This window comes from Mucilaginibacter panaciglaebae, assembly GCF_039539265.1.
GTDB classification, from domain to species: Bacteria; Bacteroidota; Bacteroidia; order Sphingobacteriales; family Sphingobacteriaceae; genus Mucilaginibacter; species Mucilaginibacter panaciglaebae.
Map to the genome: position 1 here is coordinate 319,180 of NZ_BAABCV010000002.1, position 21,720 is coordinate 340,899.

General features: G+C 44.2%; 24 protein-coding genes. 21 read left to right on the forward strand and 3 right to left on the reverse strand.

What is annotated here, in order from left to right; genetic code table 11:
• The first annotated feature begins 14 nt into the window (after positions 1 to 14).
• From lolA1 to ABD772_RS03755, 4 genes are all read left to right on the forward strand, one after another.
• Positions 15 to 686 carry an outer membrane lipoprotein periplasmic chaperone LolA1 gene (gene lolA1, locus ABD772_RS03740; RefSeq protein WP_345101096.1) on the forward strand — a complete coding sequence of 224 codons (672 nt, stop codon included), beginning with the start codon at positions 15 to 17 and terminating at the stop codon, positions 684 to 686.
• A gap of 69 nt (positions 687 to 755) precedes the next feature.
• Entirely contained in the window at positions 756 to 1,640 is an 885-nt protein-coding gene (locus ABD772_RS03745; RefSeq protein ID WP_345101097.1) for a DUF6438 domain-containing protein, read from the forward strand.
• 67 nt (positions 1,641 to 1,707) lie between these two features.
• Positions 1,708 to 1,980: a hypothetical protein gene (locus ABD772_RS03750; RefSeq protein WP_345101098.1), complete on the forward strand. Its 273-nt coding sequence runs from the start codon at positions 1,708 to 1,710 to the stop codon at positions 1,978 to 1,980.
• On the forward strand, positions 1,977 to 2,738 hold the full coding sequence (locus tag ABD772_RS03755; RefSeq protein ID WP_345101099.1) for an MBL fold metallo-hydrolase: 762 nt from the start codon (positions 1,977 to 1,979) through the stop codon (positions 2,736 to 2,738). The genes ABD772_RS03750 and ABD772_RS03755 overlap by 4 nt, the downstream gene beginning before the upstream one ends.
• Before the next feature lie 14 nt (positions 2,739 to 2,752).
• Here ABD772_RS03755 and ABD772_RS03760 read toward each other — a convergent pair whose 3' ends face one another.
• Entirely contained in the window at positions 2,753 to 3,211 is a 459-nt protein-coding gene (locus tag ABD772_RS03760) for a hypothetical protein (protein ID WP_345101100.1), read from the reverse strand.
• A 110-nt stretch (positions 3,212 to 3,321) separates the two neighbouring features.
• On the opposite strand from ABD772_RS03760, the gene ABD772_RS03765 reads away from it, so the two are divergent.
• The 5 genes from ABD772_RS03765 (at position 3,322) to ABD772_RS03785 (ending at position 8,343) form a co-directional block, all read left to right on the forward strand.
• Complete coding sequence (locus tag ABD772_RS03765) at positions 3,322 to 4,239, forward strand: DUF72 domain-containing protein (RefSeq protein WP_345101101.1); 918 nt, start codon at positions 3,322 to 3,324, stop codon at positions 4,237 to 4,239.
• A 108-nt stretch (positions 4,240 to 4,347) separates the two neighbouring features.
• A complete protein-coding gene (locus ABD772_RS03770; protein WP_345101102.1) occupies positions 4,348 to 5,412 on the forward strand; it encodes a M20 family metallo-hydrolase in 1,065 nt (354 codons plus the stop codon).
• A gap of 556 nt (positions 5,413 to 5,968) precedes the next feature.
• Positions 5,969 to 7,303 (forward strand): argininosuccinate lyase, encoded by a 1,335-nt coding sequence (argH, locus tag ABD772_RS03775; RefSeq protein WP_345101103.1) that lies wholly within the window; start codon positions 5,969 to 5,971, stop codon positions 7,301 to 7,303.
• A gap of 107 nt (positions 7,304 to 7,410) precedes the next feature.
• Positions 7,411 to 7,611: a YwbE family protein gene (locus tag ABD772_RS03780; RefSeq protein ID WP_345101104.1), complete on the forward strand. Its 201-nt coding sequence runs from the start codon at positions 7,411 to 7,413 to the stop codon at positions 7,609 to 7,611.
• A 30-nt stretch (positions 7,612 to 7,641) separates the two neighbouring features.
• Positions 7,642 to 8,343 (forward strand): DUF1345 domain-containing protein, encoded by a 702-nt coding sequence (locus ABD772_RS03785; RefSeq protein ID WP_345101105.1) that lies wholly within the window; start codon positions 7,642 to 7,644, stop codon positions 8,341 to 8,343.
• A gap of 23 nt (positions 8,344 to 8,366) precedes the next feature.
• On the opposite strand, the gene ABD772_RS03790 is transcribed toward ABD772_RS03785, so the two are convergent.
• Complete coding sequence (locus ABD772_RS03790) at positions 8,367 to 9,677, reverse strand: MFS transporter (protein WP_345101106.1); 1,311 nt, start codon at positions 9,675 to 9,677, stop codon at positions 8,367 to 8,369.
• A gap of 116 nt (positions 9,678 to 9,793) precedes the next feature.
• Between ABD772_RS03790 and ABD772_RS03795 the strand changes: the two genes are divergently transcribed.
• The 6 genes from ABD772_RS03795 to ABD772_RS03820 all read left to right on the forward strand — a co-directional run bounded on the left by ABD772_RS03795 (position 9,794) and on the right by ABD772_RS03820 (position 14,355).
• Complete coding sequence (locus ABD772_RS03795) at positions 9,794 to 11,080, forward strand: DUF2851 family protein (protein WP_345101107.1); 1,287 nt, start codon at positions 9,794 to 9,796, stop codon at positions 11,078 to 11,080.
• A gap of 7 nt (positions 11,081 to 11,087) precedes the next feature.
• Complete coding sequence (locus ABD772_RS03800; protein WP_345101108.1) at positions 11,088 to 11,312, forward strand: PspC domain-containing protein; 225 nt, start codon at positions 11,088 to 11,090, stop codon at positions 11,310 to 11,312.
• 332 nt (positions 11,313 to 11,644) lie between these two features.
• Entirely contained in the window at positions 11,645 to 12,556 is a 912-nt protein-coding gene (locus ABD772_RS03805) for a DnaJ C-terminal domain-containing protein (RefSeq protein ID WP_345101109.1), read from the forward strand.
• Positions 12,557 to 12,567: 11 nt separating this feature from the next.
• Entirely contained in the window at positions 12,568 to 12,858 is a 291-nt protein-coding gene (locus ABD772_RS03810) for a chaperone modulator CbpM (protein WP_345101110.1), read from the forward strand.
• A 161-nt stretch (positions 12,859 to 13,019) separates the two neighbouring features.
• Positions 13,020 to 13,862, forward strand: coding sequence for an endonuclease/exonuclease/phosphatase family protein (locus tag ABD772_RS03815; protein WP_345101111.1), 843 nt, complete (start codon positions 13,020 to 13,022; stop codon positions 13,860 to 13,862).
• A gap of 220 nt (positions 13,863 to 14,082) precedes the next feature.
• A complete protein-coding gene (locus ABD772_RS03820; protein WP_345101112.1) occupies positions 14,083 to 14,355 on the forward strand; it encodes a hypothetical protein in 273 nt (90 codons plus the stop codon).
• 32 nt (positions 14,356 to 14,387) lie between these two features.
• Here ABD772_RS03820 and ABD772_RS03825 read toward each other — a convergent pair whose 3' ends face one another.
• Positions 14,388 to 15,164: an enoyl-CoA hydratase/isomerase family protein gene (locus ABD772_RS03825; RefSeq protein WP_345101113.1), complete on the reverse strand. Its 777-nt coding sequence runs from the start codon at positions 15,162 to 15,164 to the stop codon at positions 14,388 to 14,390.
• A 113-nt stretch (positions 15,165 to 15,277) separates the two neighbouring features.
• On the opposite strand from ABD772_RS03825, the gene ABD772_RS03830 reads away from it, so the two are divergent.
• From ABD772_RS03830 to ABD772_RS03855, 6 genes are all read left to right on the forward strand, one after another.
• Positions 15,278 to 15,643, forward strand: coding sequence for an MmcQ/YjbR family DNA-binding protein (locus ABD772_RS03830; RefSeq protein WP_345101114.1), 366 nt, complete (start codon positions 15,278 to 15,280; stop codon positions 15,641 to 15,643).
• A complete protein-coding gene (locus tag ABD772_RS03835; protein ID WP_345101115.1) occupies positions 15,621 to 16,256 on the forward strand; it encodes a Pr6Pr family membrane protein in 636 nt (211 codons plus the stop codon). Before ABD772_RS03830 ends, ABD772_RS03835 begins: the two co-directional genes overlap by 23 nt.
• Positions 16,257 to 16,311: 55 nt before the next feature.
• Positions 16,312 to 16,506 carry a hypothetical protein gene (locus ABD772_RS03840; protein ID WP_345101116.1) on the forward strand — a complete coding sequence of 65 codons (195 nt, stop codon included), beginning with the start codon at positions 16,312 to 16,314 and terminating at the stop codon, positions 16,504 to 16,506.
• Positions 16,507 to 16,639: 133 nt separating this feature from the next.
• Positions 16,640 to 17,905 carry a metallophosphoesterase gene (locus tag ABD772_RS03845; protein ID WP_345101117.1) on the forward strand — a complete coding sequence of 422 codons (1,266 nt, stop codon included), beginning with the start codon at positions 16,640 to 16,642 and terminating at the stop codon, positions 17,903 to 17,905.
• A gap of 53 nt (positions 17,906 to 17,958) precedes the next feature.
• Positions 17,959 to 18,171 carry a hypothetical protein gene (locus ABD772_RS03850; protein ID WP_345101118.1) on the forward strand — a complete coding sequence of 71 codons (213 nt, stop codon included), beginning with the start codon at positions 17,959 to 17,961 and terminating at the stop codon, positions 18,169 to 18,171.
• A gap of 232 nt (positions 18,172 to 18,403) precedes the next feature.
• Positions 18,404 to 21,427 carry a glycosyltransferase family 117 protein gene (locus tag ABD772_RS03855; RefSeq protein ID WP_345101119.1) on the forward strand — a complete coding sequence of 1,008 codons (3,024 nt, stop codon included), beginning with the start codon at positions 18,404 to 18,406 and terminating at the stop codon, positions 21,425 to 21,427.
• Positions 21,428 to 21,720: the final 293 nt, after the last annotated feature.

Below are 21,720 nucleotides of genomic sequence, written 5' to 3' on the forward strand. Positions count from 1 at the left end.
GTCTGACACTATATATGAAAAAGCTATTATTCTATACCCTATTCTTACTTACCGCTACCCAAGCCTTTGCCCAAAAAGATGCGGCGGCCAAAACTATACTAAACCAGGTGAGCCAGAAATATCGTTCGTACAATGTTGTTAAAAGCAATTTCACCTTTACTATAGAAAACCCACGCGCGGGGATGAAAGCAACCCGTTACGGTACGTTGATCACGCAATCAAAGACCAATAAATATAAGGTTACGGTTTATACCGCCGGCAGTCAGAGCGATGTTGAACAGGAAATTATCAGCGACGGTAAAAGTCAATGGACCTACCTGAAAAAAGACAAAGAAGTTCAATTAACCGGGGCTGACAACAGCGATCAAAGCTTTAACCCCGCCAAAATATTCAGTATTTATGAGCATGGTTATAAATATTATTACAGTGGCGATCAAAAATCCGGCGGTAAAACCTACCAGGTTATAGAACTATCGCCAGAGGACGATAAAAGCCAATTCTTCAAGATCAGGCTGCAAATTGATAAGGTAAAGAAACAGATCTATAGCGCACTGGTATTTGACAAAAGCGGCGCCCACTATAACTATACGCTGCGCAGCTTCGCTGCTATTGCCAACGCACCGGCCAGCACTTTTACTTTCGACACTAAAGCGCATCCGGGCGTTGAGGTGGTTGATTTGAGATAGGCGATTTATTTTTTTGAAGGACAGTTTTTTATAGCGAAATTAGTATACCAATTCTGAACCGGTATTGCTATGAAAAAGCTGTTTGTTGTAATTTGCCTGCTGTTTGCCGTTATCAGCGGTTACGCCAATAAAATAGACAGCCTGACTAACGCTACCGATGTCAAAGCGTTTGTCAGCCCCATGCTGTTTAACTATTATTACAGCGGTGTCGACTCAAAATGGCAAGTTAAAAACTGGCTAAAGACAGACCTCAATAATGACAATAAAACTGACCTGGTAGTAACTGAAACCGGTGGTTATCAAACCTTCAATTTTGTGGTGATGGCTAAAAGTGATACTGCTTACCAGCTATCACAGATCAACTATAGCACCGAAGGCGAAAGCATTGATGTTATCAGGATAGATAATAAACCTTATGTGGTTTTTCACGGCTTAAAAGAAACCCATGATATTCGCCAAAGTATACCGCGTACCGATACGCTATCTTATCAATTTGGCAGTTTTGTTGAGCTTAATAAAAACCCTGCACATTATACTATAGAATCAATAACCTGTAGCTCGTCATGGGCATCTCCAAATGGTCGACCAGACAATGTTTTAATAATTAAAAAAAACAAAAAGGCAGCTTATACCGTGAACCGGCCTCATGCGGGTTATATCCTTACAAAAGAAAAACGTTCCCGCAATCCTCAGGGAGATGCAGGAATTTATAGGAGTAAGATAAAAACTGATGAGCTGAAAGATATTTATGGCCTCATCAATTACATTGACATCAAAAAACTAAACGGCAAATATGCTAGTCACTACACTGACCAGAACCATTATGGCATTACTATAAAATTTGCCGATAATAGCCTTAAAACCATTGCTGACTATGGAGGCAGAGGAACTTTTGGTTTGCAGGCTATATTTTCAAAGCTAAATCACATAATTAAAACGACCAACTGGAGGTAACTCCGTCACAACTACGCTATTTTCAAATCAGGCTTTTTCCTTCCCTCAATATCCTTACTTTTGAAAAATGCTCACCTTTACAACGCATACGCTCGAGAAAATAGAAATGCTGTTAAAATCGGCGGGTTATAAGGTGCGTTATGAGAAGGGTAACTTCAAAACGGGGGCATGCCTTTTGCTTAACAGCAGGATGATCGTGGTGAACCGTTTTTCTAATCTGGAGAGCAAGATCCTGTCGCTGGCTGAGCTGTTACGCGAGTTGGAAGTAGATCATAACCTGCTTGACGATAAACAGATCACCTTTTTACAACAACTAAAACAAACCAAGCTGCAACTGTGATCGTAACTTTTTTAGGCACCGGCACCTCGCAGGGCGTACCTGTAATTGCGTGCGGCTGCGAAGTATGTACTTCTTCAGATCCGCGCGACAACAGACTGCGTTCTTCCATACTCATTGAAGCCGGAGATAGAACCGTCGCGATTGATTCGGGCCCCGATTTCAGGTACCAAATGCTTCGGGCCAATGTACAGCGGCTCGATGCAGTGGTTTACACGCACGAGCATAAAGACCATGTTGCCGGTATGGACGATATCCGTGCCTTCAACTTCAAGCAGCAGGAACCCATGAATATTTATGCCGATGCCCGTGTACAAGCGGCGCTGATGCGTGAGTTCCCGTATGTATTTGCCGAGTTTAAATACCCGGGTATTCCGCAGGTTAATATTCACCCTATCGGTCTGGAACCTTTCGACATCGGCAGCATACATTTTATCCCTATTGAAGTTTTGCATTATAAACTACCGGTGCTGGGTTTCCGCATCAATGATTTCACGTACATCACCGATGCCAAAACAGTATCGCCGGAGGAAAAAGAAAAGATCAAAGGCACAAAAATATTAGTCATCAACGCCTTGCAAACGCAAAGCCACATATCACATTTCACGCTGGAAGAGGCTATTGATTTTGCGCAGGATATTGGTGCTGAAACCACCTACTTTACCCATATCAGCCACCGTTTAGGCAAACACGCCGATGTTGAACAAGAACTTCCGCCAGGCATCAAATTAGCTTATGACGGCTTGCAAGTTTCTATTTAACAGAATATCCTGAATTAAAGTTCGATAAAGCTGACATGATCAATACAGCCTTTGTATTGTTTCTGGTAACCGCGATTTTTCAGGTCAAGCCTGCCCCGAATGCGGATCTTTTTATTTTTGATATGCGCATATCCCCCGCCGTCTAACTGAAAAAAACCCTTATGCGTGCCCGACAGGTATAAAGGGCAATCCTGGCTAAAGTTTACCCAAAGTGCTGTATTTGGCTTTAAAATATAAAGGTTGTCATTAAACAAAGCCGACTCTTCTTTTCCCTCCTCATATTTACCAACCACTTCAATATATTTTTTGTCGTAATATTTCAAGCTGTCCATTAAATGTCCGTAGCTTACCTTTTTAAACATCATATGCGCATCGCAATCGCTCATATATGTCTTTTTACTGTCATGGCAAGCTCCAAACAGCATTGCCAAAAGCAATAAAAACATAAAATACCATGAGATAGAAGCTGTCATAGTTCCCGGAATATTTGGTAATATAAATATATGGCGGCTGGTGGGTTCAACGTTTATTATTTTAAATTTGTTACAACGATGAATGTCGTCAATATTTAACACACAACACTATGGAATTTGGCAAAGTTAGCCCTGAAGAATTAGCAAATATTGATTTCGCCCTCCCACTCGACTCCCCCCTTACCTTTGCTACACTTGCTGCAGCAAAGAGCAGTGAGCCAATGCAGGTACACGTGGGTTGCGCTAAATGGGGGCGTAAAGAATGGGTGGGGCAGATCTATCCGCCTAAAACTAAAGACGCCAACTTTCTAGACGAATATGTAAAACATTTTGACTGTATTGAGCTTAACGCCACATTTTATAATACTTATCCGCCCGCTACCATAGCTAAATGGAAGGAAAAGGCCGGCAGCAACCCCAACTTTAAATTTTGCCCTAAGTTTTCGCAAAGCATCAGCCATATAAAACGCCTTAAAAATGCGGAGGAGGTTACTACTGCTTTTTATGAAGGCATCAGTGCCTTTGGCGAAAAGTTGGGCCCGCTGTTTTTGCAGTTAAGCGATAATTTCACACCGAAAAGTTTCCCCGAATTGAAAGCGTATTTAGAGCATTTACCAACCGACGTACCGGTATATGTAGAAGTACGCCATAAAGAATGGTATGCCAATGCCGAAATACGCGTCGCTCTTTTTAATTTGCTGCGCGATTTGAATATCGGGGCTGTAATTACAGATGCTTCCGGCCGGCGGGATTGCTTGCACATGAACTTGCCTACGCCTCATGCCTTTATCCGCTATGTGGGTAATGGCCTTACTCCCGGCGATTATGCACGTGTAGACTCCTGGGTTGAGCGCATTAAACAATGGCGCGACTTGGGTTTGCAAAGCGTCTGGTTTTTTATGCACCAGCATGACGAGCAGTACTCGCCCGTATTGGCCGACTATACTGTAAAACGACTAAATGAAGTGTTGGGCTTAAGTCTGCGCCGCCCACACTTTATTGAGACGCCTAAAAATCTGTTTGCTTAATGTATTTTATCTGTTACGGGATGAAATTTAATATAAACCTAATGTCTTTTGCCACCTAAAGACTAAGATTTGCTTGTACAAAAATTGTAATTTTGCTCATCCACTTTTATGAACGACATTAACACGCTATACCAGCAGGCTATACAGCTTTTGCAGCAATTGATCTCCATTCCGTCTTTTAGCAAAGAGGAAGACCGTACTGCCGACCTGATTGAAAATTTCCTGAAAACGCATGGTATTACGCCTAACCGCAAACTGAATAACCTTTGGGCCCGCAACAAGCATTTTGATGCAAAAAAGCCTACCATCTTGCTTAATTCGCACCACGACACTGTAAAACCTAACTCAGGTTATTGCCGCGATCCGTTTGATGCCGTGACCGAAGACGGCAAGCTATTTGGTTTAGGCAGTAACGATGCAGGTGGGTGCCTGGTGTCGCTGATTGCCGTGTTTTTGTATTTTTATGAGCGTACCGACCTTAAATATAACTTTTGCCTGGCCACTACGGCCGAGGAAGAGATCTCAGGGGTCAATGGTTTGGAGTTGATCATACCGGAGCTGGGCGAACTAAGTTTCGGCATAGTTGGCGAGCCTACCCAAATGCAACTGGCCATAGCAGAGCGCGGACTGATGGTGCTGGATTGTGTAGCTCATGGCAAAGCAGGCCACGCCGCCCGCGAAGAGGGCGACAACGCCATCTATAAAGCTATGAAGGATATCGAATGGTTCCGCACCTTTAAGTTCCCGAAGGAAAGCGATGTGTTCGGGCCTATCAAAATTTCAGTAACCGTTATCAACGCCGGCTCGCAGCACAATGTGGTTCCGGCAAGTTGTAATTTTGTGGTTGATGTACGCGTAACGGATGCTTATCGTAATGAAGAAGTTTTGGAGATCATCCGTCAGCATGTGGGCTGCGATGTGAATCCGCGCTCCATCCGCCTTAAGCCGTCGTCTATAGACCGCGACCACCCGATAGTACAGGCCGGCATAGCACTTGGCAGAACTACCTACGGCTCGCCGACTACCTCAGATCAATCATTATTAGATATTCAATCCATCAAAGTAGGCCCCGGCGATTCCGCCCGCTCACACATGGCTGATGAGTTTGTGTATGTTGATGAGATCAGGGAGGGCATTGAGCTGTATGTGAAAATGCTGGAACAGATGGTTTGATTTACGATTTTTTATGTATAATAACTACCTCATTGTGACGAACAAAGCAATCTTCAAACCTATTTAACGGTTTACCTATCGCTCGTATACCGCTCATGGCCGCGGAGGCCTAGTTACTTTACCTTAGATGCAAAGTAACCAAACATCAAGCCAATCCAATCGCTTCCGCCCGCAAGGCCAGACTCCCGGCCCGGTGGATTGGCCGGCCTTTGCCCGCTTTTTTGAATGTATAAAATGAGCAAGATGTATAATGATTGCATTTACGTCAGCCGGAGGGCTTCGGATGAAAGCAGGTAAAACAATGTCGGCCCCAGTGGGGCTGTCGGGAATGTTGCCTGAAGCACTGGCCAAGTGCGACAACCGGAGGCAACAGGCCCCTGCCCAGGTTTTACCTGATTTGCCGGGCAAAGGCCCATGAGCGCAAAGAAGCGTTCCGGATGACTTGATTTTTGGTTCTTTTCATCAAGGAAAAGAACAAAGTCTTAGCGGTGAATGACCGCTAGGCAAGCAATAAGTAATAAGCTACCGTCATCAAAATATTTAGCATATTTGCAGCATGAGTAAGTTATGGCAAAAAACCACCAATGTTAATGAGCTGGTAGAAAGGTTTACCGTTGGCAGGGACACCGAGTTTGATGCGCAGATGGCTGCATTTGACGTGTTGGGATCGCTGGCACATACGCGGATGCTGGAAAGCATCGGACTAATGAGCGCCGAAGACCTGGACCTGGTACAGCGCGAACTCAAAAACATTTATGCCGATATACAAAAAGGTAATTTTACTATTGAAGCAGGTGTTGAAGACGTGCACTCGCAAGTAGAACTATTGCTTACTCAGCGCATCGGCGACGCCGGTAAAAAGATCCATAGCGGCCGCTCGCGTAATGATCAGGTGCTGGTAGACCTGAAACTATTCTTCAGGCACGAATTGCAGCAGGTTGTCGAAGAAACCCAAACGCTTTTCAAGCAACTAATTACGCTCAGCGAAAAACATAAAGACGTTTTATTGCCCGGCTATACGCATTTGCAGGTGGCTATGCCATCGTCATTCGGCCTTTGGTTTGGTGCTTATGCCGAAAGCCTGGTAGACGACCTTGAACTGCTTTTAGCAGCTTATAAAATCACCAATAAAAACCCCTTAGGATCGGCTGCGGGATATGGATCATCGTTCCCGTTAAACCGCACTATGACCACTGAACTATTGGGTTTTGAAAGCCTGAACTATAACGTGGTTTACGCACAAATGGGGCGTGGCAAAACCGAGCGTATCCTTGCGCAGGCACTATCATCCATCGCTGCGACATTAGGCAAAATGGCTATGGACCAAGCACTCTACCTAAGCCAGAACTTTGCTTTTGTCAGCTACCCGGATGCATTGACCACCGGCAGCAGCATTATGCCGCATAAAAAGAACCCTGATGTTTGGGAGATTATGCGCGGTAAATGTAATCGCTTACAGGCACTGCCGACCGATGTAGCCATGATGACTACTAATTTACCGTCAGGCTATCACCGCGAAATGCAGTTATTAAAAGAGCTGCTGTTCCCGGCCTTTGCCGAGATTAAAGACTGCCTGCACATGGCCACTTTCATGTTGCAAAACATAAGTGTAAATACTAACATTTTGAACGACCCTAAATATGCCTACCTGTTCAGCGTTGAAGAGGTTAACCGCCAGGTGCTGAATGGCACACCATTCCGCGATGCTTACAAACAAGTGGGATTAGCTATTGAAAAAGGCGAGTTTAACCCTGACAAAACGGTTAATCATACCCATGAAGGCAGCATAGGTAATTTAGGCAATGCGCAGATCGCAGAGGCGATGAATAAAGTGGCTGCCCAGTTTAAGTTTGATGTAGTAGATAAGGCGGTGAGCGAGTTGGTGAGATAAAATAGTCAGATAACGACTGTCACCCTGCGGCTCCCGAAGGGTGAGCGTAGGCCTTTACCCTCACGCTTCGGGAGCATCAGCATGTCAGCCCCATTTTGCATTTGATCATGAACGGACAAAACAGAAAAGACATATACCCCGGCCTTGAGGTCGATATCATTCTTAAAAAAGATCAGCGCAGCGGTAAATTAACCCGAGGCATTGTCAAAGACCTCCTTACCAGCGCGGCTTACCACTCGCGCGGTATTAAGGTGCGGCTGGATGATGGCCAAGTTGGTCGCGTGGCTTTTATTGTCGACGAGGAATAGTTTGTATATTGCCCATTGTTGATAACACCTATGGCAAAAAAAATACTCCGCGAAATAAACAAACTTCCCAATAGCGCTTTTTTTAAGTTTGATGCCCACTATCGTGCGTTCATCTCCTTGGTTATTGGTATCGTAGCATTTTTAATAACGCGAACGCATCTTAGCTGGCCTATGGTTATACTTATTACCTGGGTGGCCGTGGCTTTGTGCATGATTATACTGGATTGGATAATCATCTTTAACGCCCACCCGAGCGAGATCCGCAAGATCGCCAAATTACAGGACTCGAGCCGGGCGTTGATATTTCTGTTCGTCATCATAGCATCGTTTGTTAGTTTAGGAGCGATATTGTTTTTATTAAAATCGACCAAAGGCGGTTCCGATGCTCAAATTACCGAACATATTCTGCTGGGTATGGCGTCTGTAATTGTGTCGTGGTGGCTGGTGCATACGCTGTTTACTATGCGTTATGCGCATTTATATTACAGCCCCGACAAGGATGCGCCCAACGAAAAGCTGAAAGGCCTCGAATTTCCGGGTGATGAAAAAAATCCGGACTACCTGGATTTTGTTTACTTCTCATTTGTTATCGGCATGACATTCCAGGTGTCCGATATCGAGATTTCTTCAAAACAGATACGCAGATTAACTTTGATTCATGCGGTAATATCCTTTGCATTTAATACAGCTATCGTGGCTTTGAGCATTAATGTGGTGTCGAGTTTAGTGTAAGCCCCTTTTTAATCTCACACGGCTTACACATCTTCTATCTTTGAATGCCGCTTAGTATCCTTCATTGCCATATAAACTATCAGCGACAAAAACACACATGCGGTTACATACCAGTAAAACCATTCCTGGTGATTTTCATTCTTAAAGACCAGCGCCAATGGCTCGGCCGTACCGCCAAATATCGATACCGCTAATCCGTAAGGAAACCCTACGCCTAAGGCCCGCACATGCGCCGGGAACAGCTCTGCTTTTACTACGGCATTGATAGAAGTGTATCCGCTGGTAATGATCAAGGCTGCCATAATTAGTGTAAAGGCTGTCCAGAAATCTCTGGTCTGACCCAGGGCGGCCAAAATTGGCACTGTTGCCAGGGTGCCGCCTATGCCAAAAGCCATCAGCATAGGTTTACGACCTATCTTATCAGACAGCATACCAAACAGCGGCTGTAGCAACATAAACAAAACCAGTGTCAGGGCAGATATCAGTGTCGCCTGGCTTTTGCTAAAACCGGAGGTGATCACCAGAAATTTTTGCATGTAGGTGGTAAAAGTGTAAAAGGCTACGGTACCGCCTATGGTTAAGCCTACCACGGTGAGCACTGCTTTGGGATGTTTGACGAGTTCTTTTATCGTCCCCCGGGTGGATATGGGTTGATGATGATTGGTGAGCACAACCGACTCCTGCAAACTGCGACGCAGGTACATTACGGATATGGCCAGCACCGCACCAATAGCAAACGGAATGCGCCATCCCCAGGTGTATAGCTGTGCATTAGTTAAAAAGGCTTGTTGCAGCAGCACCAACACACCCAGTGCAATGAGCTGCCCTGCTATCAATGTTACATATTGAAAACTCGAATAAAACCCGCGATGCTTACGGCCGGCCATCTCACTTAAATAAGTGGCACTGGTACCATACTCGCCGCCGACGCTTATGCCTTGCAACATGCGGGACAGTGTCAGGATGATGGGCGCCGCCACGCCTATTTGCTTATATCCTGGTATTATAGCAATGATAAAGGAGCCTATACTCATCATCAAAACCGACAAAGTAAGTGCGGCTTTTCGGCCGTGCTTATCTGCATAAGTACCCATTACCCACCCGCCTATCGGCCGCATTAAAAAGCCTACCGCAAATACACCCGTAGCATTGAGCAGTTGTACGGTCTGATCGCCTTCCGGAAAGAAAGTTCCCGCAAAATACAAAGCGAAGGCCGAGTACGCATACCAGTCATACCACTCCACCAAATTACCCAATGAGCCGCCGATGATGGAGCGGATACGGTCAGCCTTAGTTTGAGGTTTAATGGGCGTGGCAGGTATGATGGTTTGCATAATTGTTATCGAGGTGAATTTATAAAAATTTATACCAATCGTTATATAGCAACACGTCATCCGATGCTGCTTGGATGACGTGATTAATTATTGATATTTTTTAAATATCTTAGTTCATGCTTTTCACCGAAGACCTATTGCACTATATCTGGAAATTCAGGCTGTTTGACCGCGCCGATTTGCGTACTACTTCTGGTGATGCAATCGAGGTACATTCGGCAGGACTACATAACACCGACTCAGGACCTGATTTCAGTAATGCCCGCATCAAAATTGGTGATACGATGTGGGCCGGGAATGTCGAACTGCATTTATCATCGTCCGACTGGAAAAAGCATAACCACACCGCCGACAATGCTTACAACAACGTGATCTTACATGTGGTTTATAGAGATGATGAGCCGGTAAGCGGTACCGATGGCCACGCGATACCGACACTCGAATTAAATGGTCGCATTCCTGAAGAATTATATAGCCGCTATCATAAGTTGGTCTACGGCAATCAAACGGTTATTCCTTGCGAAAGCAGCATCGGCAAGCTCGATGATTTTACGCTGAAAACCTGGTTTACGCGGATACTGATTGAGCGGTTGGAAAAGAAGTCGGAAACAGTAATTAAAGCACTTGAACTTAACCGGGGAGACTGGGAGGAAACTTTCTACCAGTTCCTGGCGGCTAACTTCGGTTTTAAAACCAACGCCCTGCCCTTTGAGCTCATGGCTAAATCGCTGCCGCAAAATATACTGGCTAAGCATAAAAATAACGCGTTACAAATTGAGGCGCTCATATTCGGGCAGGCCGGGTTTCTGACTGATGACTTGCAGGACGCATATCCGCGCAAGCTAAAAACTGAATATGATTTCTTGGGCAAGAAGTTCAGCCTCACGCCTGTCGACAACCACCTCTGGAAATTTATGCGAATGCGCCCTTTGAATTTTCCGACTGTGCGGCTGGCGCAGTTTGCTGCGCTGGTGGTCAATTCAAATCATTTATTCTCCAAAATACTCGATATTAAAGAGGTTAAGCTGTTGCAAAAACTTTTCACAGACATCCGGGTTAACCAATATTGGGACGATCATTACCAGTTTGACAAGCCATCGAAACCTGCTTCAAAAAATATCGGGCAATCGTCTGCTAATTTATTGTTGTTAAATACTTTATCATTATTTTTGTTCAGTTACGGTAAATATAATCAGCAGCAATATTATATCGACAGAAGCCTAAAACTACTGGAAAGCCTGCCCGGCGAGCAAAATAATATCATCGCCGATTTTGACAGTTTAGGGGTAAAAGCCGGCTCGGCATTTGAGTCGCAGGCTCTGTTAGAATTAAAAAATTATTACTGCAATTATAAGAAATGCCTGCAATGCAGCGTTGGTAATAAAATACTAAAGCAAGTTTAATTTAGATATGTTACAGCGAATACTCACTTTTTTTGAACGTAATTCCTTTGGAGTTTGCACTTACCTGGGCGAGCGCTTTAATATCTCTACATCAAAGCTCCGACTGTTTTTTATCTATACTTCTTTTCTATCGGTTGGCTTTCCGCTGATAGTTTACTTCTTTGCAGGCATAGTGCTTGATTTCAGGAATTATATTAAACGCCGGCATACCCGGACCACTGATTTTTTGTAGGCAATTTTATAACTTAATTGTCATTTCGAGCGATAGCGAGAAATCCATACAAGGATATTCACGTTTTACATCAATAGTCTTTCCTGGTCGAAGTTTATCTTCGACCTAAAATGTATTAAGCTTTCAGCTGGGCCGGCAGGATACTCTGATTATAAGACAAATCCGACCGGCACGAATATTTATACCATATTTAATTGAATATGTATGGATTTCTCCCGTTGGTCGAAATGACAACCGGGTGTATCGTTGATCGCAATTTGTAAAACCAATTCGCTAATTTTATGGTTAACCTTTAGACGAAAAGTATTGCGTCTTTACGATTATACCTTAGCATGGCATTTATTGATTACTACGAAGTTTTAGGCGTCAGCAAAACGGCTACCGAGAAAGATATCAAGGCTGCTTACCGTAAGCTGGCGCGCAAATATCACCCCGACCTGAATCCTAACGATGAGCAGGCGCACAAAAAATTTCAGCAGCTAAACGAGGCTAATGAGGTTTTGAGCGACCCCGACAAACGCAAGAAATACGACCAATACGGCGAAAACTGGCAGCATGGCGAGGCCTATGAGCAGGCACGGCAACAACAAGCCCATCAGCAACGCAGTTATGGAGGCGGTGGTGGTCAGGCCTTTGATTTTGAAGGCTTCGGAAGCGGTGACGATTTCTCCGATTTCTTTCAGTCGATGTTTGGCGGCGGTGGCGGCAGTGGAAGTCGGCGACAGACGAAATATCGTGGACAGGATTACAATGCCGAGCTGCATCTGAGTTTAAAAGATGCCGCTGAAACGCATAAACAGACGCTCACCGTTAACGGCAAAAACATCCGCATAACTATTCCGGCTGGTGTCGAGAACGGACAAACCATAAAAATTTCCGGCCATGGCGGTCAGGGCGCTAATGGCGGACCGGGAGGCGACCTGTATATTAAATTTTTAGTGGCCGACGATCCGCGGTTCAAACGTAAGGGGGCTGATTTGTATGCAACTACCAAACTTGATCTGTACACAGCTATCCTTGGCGGCGAAATAACAGTCGAAACACTGACGGGTAAAGTTAAGGTCAAAGTAAAACCGGAGACGCAGAATAGCACTAAGGTTAAACTAAAGGGCAAGGGTTTACCGGTGTATAAAAAAGAAGGTGAATTTGGCGATCTGTTTATCACCTACGACATTCAATTACCTACTAACCTTACCAATAAGCAAAAGCAATTATTTGAAGAGCTGGCTAAATCATCAGCATAAATTATTGGGTTATGAGTACGAAACATATAATTACGACAAAAGATTTCTGTGTATTCCACCAATTGGAGCACTCCTTTATTGCCGATCTGCATGATGCAGGTCTGGTTGAAATCAAAGTAGTAGACAACACCACTTACATCCCCAAAAATCAACTGCGAAAGCTGGAACGCATGATACGCCTGCACCTTGATCTGGACATCAACGTTGCCGGTATTGAAGCGATTACGCACCTGCTGCAGCGTATTGAGGATATCCAGGAAGAAATGCGGTTGTTGAGAAATAGTTTAAAGACGTATGAGTAAGAATCGGACGCGAAAATACAAAGGAACCCTACGCTCACTCTTCGGGTGCCTCGGGAGTGACACCTTCCCGTAGTGTAGATACATTAACCCGCTGTTAAGCTTTTCACTTCAACAATCGATTGTTAATGTTTTTCATATATTAGCCCACCAATTAAAAATATATGAAAAAATTTCTCTATTCTGCACTGGCCTGCTTATTTCTGAGTGCCGCGGCATTTAGTCAGCATCAGTTAAATATCGGCACTTACAACCTGCGCAATGATAACAAGCAAGATTCATTAAAAGGCAATGGCTGGGGCGACCGTTACCCCGTTATCTGCAAAATTGTACAGTTTAATGACCTGGATATCTTTGGAACGCAAGAGGGCAAGCATAATATGCTCGAGAATATGGTCGACAGTTTACCGGGTTATAAATATATCGGTATAGGCCGCGATGACGGTAAAACAAAAGGCGAGTATTCGGCAATCTTCTACAAAACCACGCGGTTTAAAATTTTAAAACAAGGCAATTTCTGGTTGTCAACCATTACCGACAGGCCAAACAAAGGCTGGGATGCAGTTTTACCACGCATTTGCACCTGGGCGCAGTTTCAGGATATTAAAACCGGTTTTAAATTTTACTTCTTTAACCTGCACATGGACCACGTTGGTGTTGTAGCACGTAAAGAAAGTGCGCACCTGGTGTTGAAAAAAATCAAAGAAATGGCCGCCAACGCAGCCACCATCTTCACCGGCGACTTTAACGTCGACCAGCATAACGAAAGCTATAAAGAAGTATTAAGCACCGGTGTATTGCAGGATTGTTATAACCTGGCGCCCATCAAACTGGCTACCAATGGCTCGTTCAACGCCTTTAACCTGAACACCAAGACCGATAGCCGCATTGACCACATCTTTGTAACCAAGCAGTTTGACGTTAAGCGCTATGCTATTTTAACTAACTCTTATAACGGCAAAGCACCATCAGACCATTACCCGGTAGTGGCTATCATGAACTATTAAATTTATATCAATAATAAACAAGAGGCCTGCCCGGTTAAGATCGGGCAGGCCTCTTGTTTTATCACTTATTCGTTACAAAATATAATCACCTGTAAATCTTCTTATTATCGATAAAGATAGATCAACAACTAACATAAACCTACAACACATTAAACCTGCTGGCCCGGATATCGTCTTAAATACATGAACAACGTTATTAAAATTGTTCATATAGAATATCATGAAAACTTTAAAATTAACAATAGCAGCACTATTATTAGCCTTTACTTTCCAGGCCGCAAATGCACAAGTTAGAGTTGGTGTACGTATTGGTACCCCTCCTCCGCCACCACGCAGGGTTGTTGTAGTACATCCTCCGGTTCATCGTACCGTAATTGTAAGACATCGTCCGGTAATCGTAACACGTCGCCCGGTAGTTGTTGCCCATCGTTCATATTACAGAAGCCATTACTACAGGCCACATAGAACTGTTGTAGTAAGAAGACATTACTAAAAAAGAAGCCCCGCAATTGCGGGGCTTCTTTTTTACTTTTTATCCAGGAAATCCTGTAAAGCCTGTTGGGTAAAATCAGACAGCACCAATTCACCACTTACGGCAGCACGCCTTTTAAGTAATTCATCCCAGTCGATTGCGCCCTCCCATAAGATCTTTTTCAGTTCGGCTAAAGCGGCGGGGTTATAAGACGCCAGTTTTTCGCCAAGCGCACCGAGCGCTGCATCTAATTCATTAATATCAGCATAAACCTCATTATAAAGGCCTTTCTCTTTAGCCCATTGTGCCGGTTGAAAATCAGTAGCACGAAGAGTCAATTGCGAAAAAGCCGGCAAACCAATTTTACGCACCACAGCCGGCTCTATCACAAACGGACCAATACCTATAGCCAGTTCGCTTAATTTAATGGCGGCGGCTTCGGTGGCCAGGCAATAGTCGGCGGCCGCGGCCAGGCCTACCCCACCGCCTACGCTTTTGCCCTGTACACGTGCTACCACAATTTTGGGCGATTTACGCATGGCGTTGATAACATTGGCAAAGCCTGAAAAAAACCGCGCACCGGCTTCTTTGTCTTTGATCTGCAATAACTCATCAAAACTGGCTCCGGCGCAAAAGGTACGGTCGCCACCGCTTTTCAGGACTATAACACGGGTTTGCCCGTTGTTACCCGCCTGCTCAATTTTGCGGGCCAGCACTTCGAGCAAAGCCGATGGCAATGAATTTTGCGCGGGATGAAAAAAACTAATGAGCGCTACGCCGCTATCCGTATACTGCAGTGTTACTTCTCCGGTTGGATTATCGGTCATCATTATTTTTATTTTGGTAGATATCGCCTTCAAGACGATAAATAAAGGTATAGCTTTTAAAATCCAACATCATCGGTTTAATCATAATTTTAATAATTTAGCTACAATAATTACAAATGGTAACTGTTGAACAAGCGCGACAATTTGTATTGTCTCTGCCCGGAGTCGAGGAATACGACCACGTGGGCAAGCCTGCGTACCGCGCCAACGGTCGTACTTTCGCCACACTGTCAGTAACCGACAGGCGCATGAACATTATGCTCACGTTAATAGATCAATCGGTTTTTTGCGGCTTTGATCCGAAGGTTATCTATCCCGTACCCAACAAATGGGGATCACATCACGGCTTTACTTATTTTGAGCTTGATCATATGCGCGATGACATGCTGCAGGATGCCATTACAACCGGCTACCAAACCGTCATGGATAAAAAACCTAATCGCCGTTCAAAGAAAAAACATGAAACAACAGCTAAAAAGTAGTTACATGGCCGTGCTGGCCATTTTGGTGTGGCTGGCACTGGGCATTGAGTTTTATATATCCACCATAAAATATATGGCCGAGGGCCGCACCTTCGGCGGAGCCATTGTACAGTTGCTTAGCTTTTTTACCATACAAAACAACTTGCTCATTGCGCTGTCGCTGACCCTGTTATTATTGGCGCCGGCATCTAAATGGGGCAGGTTCTTTTCAAAGCCTTCAGTATTGGGGGGGCTATCGCTTTATATCATTATTGTTTGCGTAGTGTACCAGCTGATATTACGCAAAGAGCATACCCAACACGGGTGGTTCCGATTTTGTGATGAAGTGTTTCATTCCATCAGTCCGCCCATGTTTGTGATATTTTGGTTAGTCTTCATCACCAAAGATAACGTGCCCTGGAGCAAAGCCTTTACGTGGCTCATTTATCCTTTCATTTATTTTATATACATCATTACACGCGGTACGTTTACCGGCTACTACCCTTACAGTTTCATCGACGGTAATAAACTCACTTATGCGCAAATCGGCATTAACTTTGTGCTTCTGCTCATCACCTTCCTGATCATTGGTTTCGGGCTCATCGGCATATCGCGTTTAGCCAAAAGAAATTAAACCTTTTCATATTGGCATGGTCTTTATATCATATCACCGGTATAAAATTACTACCATGAAAAAGCAAGCTTTAAAATTAGTTACCCTGTTGTTATTCACATCGGTAGCTATATCGAGTTGCTCGCTGGATTACCGCCAGCGCAGAGCACACAGAAACGATCCCAACTGGCAAGATCCGCACAGCCGTGACCGTGACCACCACAATGATCGCCATGATGATCACCACTATGATAATTACCATCGTTATTAATACCAGCTCCACCACTCCCCCGGTAGGGAAGGCTTTTAAATATTTTTTAAATTCATATTGCTAAAAGTCTCCTCCACCGGGGGAGATTGAGCGTGCTGTTTTTTCCTAACTTGCGGTTTCATCTAATAATTACATGCATAGAGGTGGTTTTCTCAGAATTTTCCTGACACTGGCGGCAATTAGTTTCCTGTTCGACTGGTATGTGTTTAAAGGCTTGCGCACCTTGACTAACAACTGGCGATCATCTATAGCACGTAATATTGTTTGCCGGGGATTTCTGATTTCTTCGGTTGGTGTTACCGTTATTTTTTTAGTAGGCTTCGGCAGCTTCAGCACAGCTAAGGGCATGTTGCCTTTTCACGAATGGATGTTGAGCCTGTTCATCACCTTTTTTATTACCAAACTGGTATTTGTGCTGGTGTTGTTTCTGAGCGATATAGGCCGCGCCGCAGCCGGCATTATTAATGCCATCAATAAACATAAAGATTCAATAAGCAAGAACTATATCCCCGCCCGGCGCCAGTTTATCAGCGAGCTGGCTGTTTTGCTGGCGGCCTTTCCGTTCTTTGGCTTTTTCTATGCGATGTTTCGCGGTAAGTATGATTATCGCTTACATAAACAAACTATTTACTTCGATGATCTGCCTGAGGCATTCGACGGCTTCACTATCACGCAGCTATCAGATATCCACTCCGGTAGCTTTGATAACATTCATGCTGTACAGAAAGGTATAGACCTGGCTAAAGCGCAAAAGAGCGACCTCTTTGTTTTCACAGGCGACCTGGTAAACAACGCGGCCTGGGAGATTGAACCATACATAGCTAATTTCAGCCAGTTAAAAGCCCCGTACGGGCAGTTCTCTATTCTAGGCAACCATGACTATGGCGGCTACATTCATTGGGACAGCGAGGCTGAAAAGGCCGTCAATCTGAACAAGCTTAAAGAGCATCATAAAGATCTGGGCTATCGGTTATTGCTGGACGAAAACCTGGAAATTGAAAAAAACGGTCAAAAAATAACGCTCATTGGTGTACAAAACTGGGGCCGCGGGTTTATACAGTTAGGCGATCTGGATAAAGCACTGCAAGGCGTCGACCCGAAAGCCTTTAAGATCCTGCTATCGCACGACCCGACCCATTGGGAGGAGCAGGTACGCTATAACCCGGCAAACATTCAGCTTACCTTATCAGGCCATACGCATGGAGCACAATTTGGTGTCGAGGTTGATGGTTTCAGATGGAGCCCCGTGCAATACCGCTATCTCGACTGGGCAGGCCTTGCACATGAACAAGGCCGATATTTGTACGTTAACCGCGGCTTCGGCTTCCTGGCTTTTTCCGGGCGACTGGGTATCTGGCCTGAAATTACAGTTATAACATTAAAAAAGAAAGTAGCATAGTATTATCAATAATTGGCCCGATTATAGCTTAATGTTAAATAAACAACATAGCTATGGTAAACCATCCTGTAAAATATAATCGCCCTCAACGCAACACCGATACCTGGAAACACAACTGGGAAGTAATGAAGCCTTTTATACATTTCGGCTTTAAAGCTATGGCCCTCATCGGCGGTGCCATGATCGGTATCATCAAGTTATTACCAACGTTATTACAGCGTCCTGATGAAACTTCAAAAAAAGAAACACGTATAATAAAAATATAAATACCGCACACTCGCTGTATATATAAAACGGGCGCTTTTCTAAAAAAAAGCACCCGTTTTTTTTGAGGTACTGCTAAGTTTTAACAAAGCTCTGCATGGGTTATAACTGTTAAAGTAATTTTATCATCTTTGCGGCAAATGTGTTAAAAGATGTTAATGGGGCTCCGGCATTTTGATATTTAACACTTAAAATGCAGATATTTATCCAATTGAATATACTTATACTTAATCCATGCAGTACAAAAAAATCAATAACCTGTTAGGCTGGCTTTGCTTTGTTATAGCATCAGCAACCTACATTTCAACGTTAGAGCCCTCTGTGAGTTTCTGGGATTGCGGCGAGTTTATCTCCTGTGCGTTCCGTTTGCAGGTTTCGCACCAGCCGGGTTACCCTTTGTTTGCCATGCTGGGTAAGTTCTTCTCGCTGTTATCATTTGGTAACAACGCTAAAGTGCCTTTTTACACCAATATGGGTTCGGCACTGGCCAGCGGGGCAACTATCATGTTCCTGTTCTGGACTATTACTGCATTTGCCAGAAAACTTATGCCCGCTGCTAACGAAGACCAGGATAAAACCCGGATGATATTGATCATGGGTGCCGGTTTAGTTGGCGCACTGGCCTTCACTTATACAGATACTTTCTGGTTCTCGGCTGTCGAGACTATCGTATTTGCTTTATCAGCCTTATGTACTGCTGTGGTGTTCTGGGCTATCCTGAAGTGGGACGCTCATGCCAACGAACCGGGTGCCGATAAATGGCTGGTTTTTATAGCTTATGTTATCGGTTTATCCATCGGTATACATTTACTTAACTTATTAACTATCCCTGCGCTTTCATTGGTCTACTACTTCCGTCGCAGTAAAAACATCACCGTTAAAAGTGCCTGGCTGGCATTTTTTGTAAGTATCCTGATCCTGGGTTTCGTACAGTTCGGCATCAGGCAGTGGACTATCCAACTGTCAGCCTATTTTGACCTTTTCTTTGTAAATACTTTAGGCTTCGGATTTGGCTCAGGGTCTATCTTTTTCTTCGTGCTTTTAATTGCTGTACTGGTTTTCGGCATTGTTTACAGCATCCGCAGAAACAAGCCCGTAATGAATCTGGCATTTTTATGTGTAGCCTTTGTTTATTTTGGTTACAGCTCTTTTGTGTATATCCCAATCCGTGCTACAGCTAATACCAACCTGGACAATTCGCACCCGGATAATGCCTTCACGCTGAATGGCTATCTGAACCGTATTCAGTATGGCGAAACTCCACTGCTAACAGGCCCTTATTTTGATGCGCAGATCATTGATCAAACTGATGGCGCAAACCTGTATCGTAAAGGCGAAACCAAATATGAGATCTCAGGCAAAAAACAAAATTACGTTTACGATCATACAACCTTTTTCCCGCGGATGTACAGCACCGAGGGGCAGGACCCTCAATTTTATCGCGAATGGCTGCAGATTGGGCAAGATCAGAAACCTAACTTTGTCGACAATGTTAAGTTTTTTATAAGCTGGCAAAGCTACATGATGTACTTCAGGTACTTTATGTGGAACTTCGCGGGCCGTGTCAATGATGGCGATGGCCAGCAGCAAATGGGTAGCTTTAAAGGCTATGTAGATGGCGACTGGACCACCGGTTTATTAGATGGCACCAAACATCTGCCAAAATCAGTTACCGAAAATCGCACCCATACGCCATTATACGCATTACCGCTTATTCTCGGTTTGTTTGGCTTTTGGTATCATTTTAAAAATAAAAAACGCGATGCGCTGATCATTGCCCTTTTATGGTTCTTTACCGGCATGGCTATCGTAATTTATGTTAACCAGCCATCGGTACAGCCGCGGGAGCGCGACTACTCGTACGTAGGTTCATTTTATGCCTTTGCCATCTGGATTGGCCTGGGCGTTATTGCTTTGGCCGACTTATTAAGAAAAAAACTGGCGGCGCGCCCTGCGGCCATTGCAGCGACGCTGATATGCTTACTGACCATACCAACCATACTGGCGGCTGAAGAATGGAAAGCACACGACCGCTCGACCAAAATGGTAGCACATGACATGGCCTACAACTACCTGATATCGTGTCCTAAAAACGCTATTCTGTTTACCTATGGCGATAATGATACCTACTCATTATGGTATGACCAGGAAGTTGAAAACATACGCCCTGACGTGCGTTTGGTGAACCTGAGCTTGTTTACGGGCGATTGGTATATACGCCAGATGCAGCGCAAAATGAATGATGCAGATGCCCTGCCTATTACCATGCCTTATGATAAATACAAAGAAGGCGTGCGCGACGTATTGTATTTCCGTGATGCCAAGCTGCCGGGTTATGTTGAGGTAAAAGATCTGTTTGACTTTATTTCATCTGATGATCCGCGCGTAAAGGCAACTTATCCAAACGGCGAAACAGACAACTACCTGCCTACCCAGAACTTCAAGATCACTATAAATAAAAACGACGTTATTAAAAACAACGTGGTACCCGCCGATATGCAATCTATGATAGCTGATACCATGAAGTGGAAATACACTTCAAAATATGTGATGAAGGATAACCTTGCCATGATAGATATCCTGGCACACAACAACTGGAAACGGCCGATTTGCTTTGCTATTACGGTAGGTAATGAAAACCTGATAGGTATGCAGCCTTACCTGTATAAAGAAGGATTTGTTTATCACCTGATGCCGTTAAAACCGGATACCGCCGTTCATGGCGACGCAAGGGTAAACGCTATGACCATGTACAACAACGTCATGAACAAGTTTAAATTCGGCCAGTTTAAAACGGCTAAATATCTGGATCATGAGTCGACAACCATGTTCTACCCCGTAATGAACACCACTTTCCTTGACCTGATGCAAAGCCTGATGAACCAGGGCCGTAATGACCTTGCGTTAAAAGTGTTGCATAAATACGATCAGGAAATGCCAGATCTGCATATCGACATGCGCATAACCTTTGGCAGATTTTATATAGCGCAGGCAGCCTACAAACTAAATGATATTAACCTGGCTAACAAATACATAAACAGCATTAATGATTTTATAACCGACCAGCTTGATTACGCTTACCGCCAGTTGCAGGATAACACCGGTATGTTTAACGGCCGCGATGTGCAAATGGGTGTGCAGATGTTATATGAAATGTCGCAGGTGACCAAGGACAGTCACCAGGATGCATTATACAAAAAGTTTGATACAGAGTTTAAAAACTACGAAAGTAAATTTGCAGCATTGTTTAAACAATAATAACCCAAGTTGATACAAAACAAAGAAAGGCGATCCGGAATCCGGGTCGCCTTTCTTTGTTAAACCGAACAGCGTCTAACATCCAAATTTCAAGGTCATGATCCAAAAATGACTTAAAAGTCAGAAAAAGTGATCCAAAGTGATCCACTTTAAGAAGACCGCTCAATTAAAAACCTCAAGATCAATAAATTACGATTTATAATTGATCCAACTGATCCAAAGTGATACACATTCGCGCGTGGATCACTACGTCTATCGTGGTTCAAACATTAACAGTCAATTGCTCGCCCATT